Source organism: Chloroflexus sp. (assembly GCF_034435895.1).
Classification (GTDB): Bacteria; Chloroflexota; Chloroflexia; order Chloroflexales; family Chloroflexaceae; genus Chloroflexus.
Genome location: NZ_DAOTWH010000156.1, coordinates 1 through 6,029, shown reverse-complemented (window position 1 = coordinate 6,029; position 6,029 = coordinate 1). Strand labels below are relative to the sequence as shown.

Below are 6,029 nucleotides of genomic sequence, written 5' to 3'. Positions count from 1 at the left end.
TGGGAGGCGCGTATGGCGCCGGGCAGGCGGCCCGCGGCGGGTGGATGCAGCAAGGCGGGGCGCGGGGCAGGTGGATGCAGCGCAGGAACGGCGCGCGGGCGAATGGTCGTGACGGCCAAATGGCGAACAACTCGTTGATTGGGGCGGCAGCGGCTGAGCTGGGCATCACGCAGTAAGAGGGAACGCGATTTTGGTTCTAGCTACCGGCGGGGTAGGTGGTTCATAGCCACGAAAAGACGCAAAAACGTAAGCGATAGTATTGCCCGCCATACGCTGCTCTAACCACGATAGGAAAATAAATTTCCTTGATAGCCTGCTGTTCAATTGCTATAAGGAAGGGTAAATGTATCTCGTTCATCGTCGTACCTATCTAGGAGGCATCAATGCTTACCCCGCAGCGTTTCCTAGATGCCCTTCCTGCTGAATTACGTTCGGTTGTGCAACAGGCTGCTGAACGTCTCCGCGATGTGCCGCCGCGTTTGCGCCGGATTGTGCGCGCGATGGGGAATGTGCCGAAAGCAATAGCCAAACAGTTGCGATTAAGCGAGAAATCGGTGCGCACGTATATCAATGACCTCTATCGCCGGCTTGGCCTACGAGAGAATAGCCAAGCATATCCATTGGAACGCACTGTGATTGTGATGTTGGCAGTCGTATTGTATACCCTCACATACGGCGATCTCTTGTAGTGGCGGGGTAGCGCCGTTGCATCATCAACCAATCCCCATGGTACAATGCATCATGTCCTGTGGATCCTTGGAATGTTCATACTTCCCTTCCATACGAGCAGGATTGGTGTGCGCCGCCCGCGCGGCGCACAGCGGTGATGCAAAGGAGTATGCATGGCGACCGTGGCAGCCGCGACCGATAACCGGCGTGAACAGATCGGCTGGTACTTCTACGATTGGGCAAACTCGGCATTTTCCACTACCGTTGTAACAGTCTTTTTGGGGCCATATCTCACTTCGATTACTCGCAATGCGGCGGATGCGAATGGTCTCGTCTACCCGTTTGGCATTCCGGTTGCGGCAGGATCGTTCTTCCCCTACGTGGTATCGCTCTCAGTGCTCTTGCAAGTGTTCTTCCTCCCCATCTTGGGCGCAATTGCCGACTACTCCAACGCGCGCAAGCAGATGCTGGCGATCTTTGCTTACATTGGCGCCTTTGCGACGATGGGGCTGTACTTTCTTGAGGGTGAACGGTATCTGCTCGGTGGGATCCTGTTTCTGTTGGCAAACCTCTCCTTTGGCGCCTCAATTGTCTTCTACAACGCCTTCTTGCCCGACATCGCTTCGCCTGACCGGCGCGATGCAGTGTCGTCGCAGGGGTGGGCATTGGGATACCTCGGCGGCGGCTTACTGCTCGCCGCCAATCTAGTCTTCTTCCTCAACGCCGAATCGCTGGGGGTTGCGAGCAGCATGGCAGTGCGGATCAGCCTCGTCTCAGCCGGCATGTGGTGGGCAATCTTTACGATTATCCCGATGCTCACGCTACGCAACCGTGGCGCGCTACGGCGCTTGCCCCCCGGTGAACGCTACCTCACCGTAGGGTTTCGCCAACTGGCCCACACCTTCCGCCAGATGCGCAACTATCCGCAGACGCTGCTCTTTCTGGCGGCGTACCTGCTCTACAACGACGGCATTCAAGCGGTGATCGCGTTAGCGGCCCAGTTTGGCGCCGAAGAGCTGGGAATCGGCGAGTCAACCCGCATTGCTACCATCTTGATGGTGCAGTTCGTGGCGTTTATTGGCGCGTTGGTGTTTGGCGCGTTAGCGACCCGGCTTGGCTCGAAGCGGGTGCTGCTGGGTAGTCTGGTGATTTGGACGGTGGTGGTCGCGTATGCTTATGTGATGCCAGCGAATAGCGACATCCAGTTTATTGCCCTAGGCGCGGCGATTGCATTAGTGCTCGGCGGGAGCCAAGCGATCAGCCGGTCGCTCTTCTCGTTGATGATCCCTGATGGGCAGGAAGCTGAGTACTTTAGCCTCTACGAAGTCGGCGAGCGCGGCACGAGCTGGTTGGCGCCGTTGCTGTTTGGCGTTGCCTACCAGATTACCGGCAGCTACCGGATCGCGATCGTCTCACTGATTATCTTCTTCGTCAGCGGGTTTATCTTGTTGTTGTTCGTGAACGTGCGGCGGGCAGCGCAAGAGGCGGGCAATCAGGCGCCGGCACACGTGTAGAGCCGCACGGCCGCGCGGCTCTACACGTGCGTCCTTCGATTATCCAAATCCGCTGTACCATGATCATTTTTGGCGGGATGATCCGGTAGGGCGGCGGCTGCGTTGGCCGCGTTGCACCATGATCCGCCACGCCTCATCGGGATCAATGCCGGAACGCAAACGTTGATCGCTGATCCGGTTTGCCTGCCGGTTGTTCAGTTCGGCAATCTCGCGCAGCAGTTCTTCGTCTTCGGGTGAGATGTTGACCTGTTCGCGCCAATAACGCCATGCAAAGAATCCGATCAGGCCGAGCAAGAGCGTGACGAGGAGCGCAATCAGAAAACCAGCGATTTGTTCCATACCTCACCTCTCACGAGGGTTGTTCGATCGTTTGCCGGATAATTGCTAACAACTGCTGGCGGTTGAACGGCTTGCTCAACACCGGGTACGGCAGCTCGTGGCGGGATTGAAGATGTTGCAAGTAACCCGACATCAAAATAACCCGCAGATGAGGCAGCAAGGCTTGCATCTGACGCGCTAAGGCAATGCCGTCCATCTGTGGCAGTACAATATCGGTGAGCATCAGTTGCAGGTCATCACCGTATTGGTGGGCTAGTTGGAGCGCTTCGCGCGCTTGGGACGCTTCCAATACCGTGTAGCCATGCTCGCGCAGCAACCGGGTCGCGAGTTGGCGTACATACGGGTCATCTTCAACCAGCAAAATCGTTTCGTGACCGCTGGAGTCGATCTCCGGCGCAGTGTCTATCTGATCATGCATGGTCATTGCCGCGCTCGCCGCTGCCGGCAAGGCGATGGTAAAGCAACTGCCGGCAGCGGGCTGGCTTTCGACAATCAGAAAACCGCCATGCTGGCTTACGATCCCGTTACAGATGGCCAAGCCAAGGCCGCTGCCTTTGCCGATTGGCTTCGTGGTAAAGTACGGCTCGAAGATATGCGGACGGATCGCTTCGTCAATCCCGATGCCTGTATCAGATACCGCGAGCAACACATACTTGCCGGCCTGCGCTTGGCTAAAGGGGGGGATCTCGCCAGCACTGAAATATTGCACTGCCGTGCGAATCGTCAATTCGCCGCCATGCGGCATTGCGTCACGGGCATTGACGACGAGATTAATCAGCACTTGTTTAAACTGGTGTGGATCGATCATCACCTGCTCGATTGGTTCGCTCAATTCTAACTTCAAGTGAATTTGCTCACCGATCAGCCGCCGCATCATGTTCATCGTATCATTGATCTGGTGATTAATATCGATCAACTGTGGCTGGCTGGTTTGGCGACGCGCAAACGCTAACAATTGGCGCACAAGTTCGCTGGCGCGGCTCGCGCTCTGGCGAATCGACTCGAGTTCGGGATAGATTGGGTGATCGGCTTCTAGTTCTAGCAACGCCAGCTCAATACTCCCGGTGATCACCGTCAAGATGTTGTTGAAATCATGCGCAATGCCACCGGCTAGTTGTCCGATTGCCTCCATCTTTTGGGCTTGTAAGAGTTGGGCTTGCAATTTCGCTTGCTGTTGTTCGGCCTGCTTCCGTTCCTCAATTTCGCGCTGCGCGGCAGCGTACAGGTTTGAGCTGTCGAGCACTAGCGCCGCTAGTTGGGTGAGCAGCATCGCATGCTGGATCTCGTCGGTTGTGAACGGTGAGCCGTGCTGGTCGCGGGCCATTCCGATCACGCCAAGGCATTCGTTGCCGACAATAATCGGCAAGGCCATTGCTGGGCCAAAATTGAACTGCTCGTAATCAGGCGTATGTTCCGGCCATGCCGTGTAATTAAGCACGATCGCGGGCTGGCGATCGCGAAACGCGCGCCACGAGAGGGGGGCACTGGTTGGAGTTTCACGTCGCATGAGTTGGCTTGGCAGCGATGGCGTACAGGCGCGCACCCTTAATGTGTTCTCATCTTCAGCCAGCAACAATTCGGTATAGCTCACATTGAGCACTCGGTAGGCGCTGTCGGTAATCGCTTGCAAGAGATCGTTCATCTCACGGCGATTGAGCCAATCAAGCGTCAATCGGTGCAACGCGGCCAATTGATCGCGCTGGCGACGCAGATTGTCACTGGCGAGACGGATATCGGTAATATCCACATCCATACAGACAATGTCGCTCACCTGCCCATTGGCAAAGAGGGGAAACATCGCTGAATAGAGCCAGCGTACCTCGCCGGTTTTGGTGTGAATCTGCCACGTGCGCGGCGGCGGGGCTTGGCCGCTCGTCCAGATCTGTTCGATTTGGTGCTCGAATTCAGCGATCTCACTCCCGCTGAGAATGAGGTCTTGCAAACGGCGTCCGCATGCCTCAGCCGCAGTGTAGCCGTAGAATTGCTCGCAGACCCGGTTCCATTCCAGCACAACGCCGCGGCGATCAAACCGCTGAATGGCGACCAGCGGCGTTCGTTCAATCATATCGGTGAAGCGCTGCAACGCTTCGTGCAAGCGTTGTTCAACGCGCTTCCGCTCGGTAATTTCGCGCAATACAAAGATCCGACCGCTGAACTGGCCGTTCCGATCATAAAGTGGATCGATCGTAATATCAAAGAACCGATCAGGGTGTTTAGGACAATTAAGCTCGATTCGCACCGGATGATGTGATTGGGCGGCTCTGGTTAAGGCCGGCCAGCCAAGCGTTTCGGCCAACGGGGTGTTGACTTGCGCTAGATGACCGAATAGCCGTTGGGCTGCCGGGTTGAGGTCGATAATCCTACCGGTTTGATCAGTCACAATCATGGCATCGGCCATCGCTTCAATCAAGCGATCGCGGGCAACCGGTACAAGGTGGAGGAATCGATAACGGTATAACCCGGTAATGATAAACGTCGCTGATAGTAAAAATGAAATCGGAGTGGTATCAACACCCAAGAGGGTAACTTGGCTTAAATATGACCAGTTAGACAAGAAAGGGAAGAGGAACCCAAGCGAAATGAGGATTGCTTGTCGCCGGAAGAGCGGTGACGCCTGCCAGAAAGCGCCCGTAATGAGCGCTAATCCGGTGGTGAGACAGATATACGAATAGCCAATATGCACCCAAAACCACCGTCCGGGAATGATTTCGAGGTGTGGCGGATCATGCAGGCTAAGGCGGACTTCGTGAAAGAATAGGTGATGCTCGTGATTGGTAAACGCGATGAGCAAGGTAAGTAGTGGAAAAGCAAAGAGCAGCCAACGCGCGCGCGAACGGCTCCACGGCTGAAAATCGAGATACGCAAAGGTAAACAGGAGCCAACTAGGCGGCAATGGAATGATGCCAACCTGTTGGACGAGCCGCCAGAACAGCTTGCTCTCCAGCGTTGTTGAGCTCAATTCCAGCGCATCAGCTCCGGCCCATACCACAATGGCGGCGAGCATGAAGAGAAATTCGTGCCCTCCGGCGACGCCGCGACGTGGCCAAAGATAGATCGCGACGCCGATGGCAATCAGGCAAACTAGCCAAAGGAGACCAATTGTGATTGCGGCATTGAACAGCATCGTTATCCCCCAGTGCGTCAGGATTGGTTGTGACTGAGAGGCTGACGCACCATCTTGTGTTGATATTGTAGCCGAAATAGCTAGCGCGGAATCGCTGCTTGACAAGAACATGGAGGCGATGGATAATAGCTGAAATTCCCGTTGTATCCGGTGTAAAACATTCTCTCCGAACCTTGGCGGATATGGATTCGCCGCCTATTGTGTGCAGCAATGACACTCCTGCACTCTTCACCATATCGTATCCGCTTCTACCGCTAAAGGCAACGTCATTATCTAAGGGAGGCGCTATGGCTCCGATCTGGAGTTTACGCGAATTTCTAGCCCGTAAGCGGCAGGCGCTGGCTGCCTTCCGCGCGCGTTTGCGCGAGCAGCCGCCGGCCCCG

Annotated in this window: 4 protein-coding genes; 2 read left to right on the top strand and 2 right to left on the bottom strand. The window is 55.8% G+C overall.

The window, feature by feature from the left end; all coding sequences use genetic code 11:
- The first annotated feature begins 383 nt into the window (after nucleotides 1–383).
- Together U9R81_RS09310 and U9R81_RS09305 are read left to right on the top strand one after the other, a co-directional pair.
- Complete coding sequence (locus tag U9R81_RS09310) at nucleotides 384–689, top strand: LuxR C-terminal-related transcriptional regulator (protein ID WP_322495205.1); 306 nt, start codon at nucleotides 384–386, stop codon at nucleotides 687–689.
- Between the two features lie 153 nt (nucleotides 690–842).
- Entirely contained in the window at nucleotides 843–2,183 is a 1,341-nt protein-coding gene (locus U9R81_RS09305) for an MFS transporter (protein ID WP_322495204.1), read from the top strand.
- Between the two features lie 63 nt (nucleotides 2,184–2,246).
- On the opposite strand, the gene U9R81_RS09300 is transcribed toward U9R81_RS09305, so the two are convergent.
- Nucleotides 2,247–2,522 carry a hypothetical protein gene (locus U9R81_RS09300; protein WP_322495203.1) on the bottom strand — a complete coding sequence of 92 codons (276 nt, stop codon included), beginning with the start codon at nucleotides 2,520–2,522 and terminating at the stop codon, nucleotides 2,247–2,249.
- 10 nt (nucleotides 2,523–2,532) lie between these two features.
- A complete protein-coding gene (locus U9R81_RS09295; RefSeq protein ID WP_322495202.1) occupies nucleotides 2,533–5,646 on the bottom strand; it encodes a histidine kinase N-terminal 7TM domain-containing protein in 3,114 nt (1,037 codons plus the stop codon).
- Nucleotides 5,647–6,029 lie beyond the last annotated feature (383 nt).

Coding starts and splice junctions, on each gene's coding strand:
- U9R81_RS09310 (WP_322495205.1), top strand. CDS start 384: ATGCTTACCCCGCAGCGTTTCCTAGATGCCCTTCCTGCTGAATTACGT.
- U9R81_RS09305 (WP_322495204.1), top strand. CDS start 843: ATGGCGACCGTGGCAGCCGCGACCGATAACCGGCGTGAACAGATCGGC.
- U9R81_RS09300 (WP_322495203.1), bottom strand. CDS start 2,522: ATGGAACAAATCGCTGGTTTTCTGATTGCGCTCCTCGTCACGCTCTTG.
- U9R81_RS09295 (WP_322495202.1), bottom strand. CDS start 5,646: ATGCTGTTCAATGCCGCAATCACAATTGGTCTCCTTTGGCTAGTTTGC.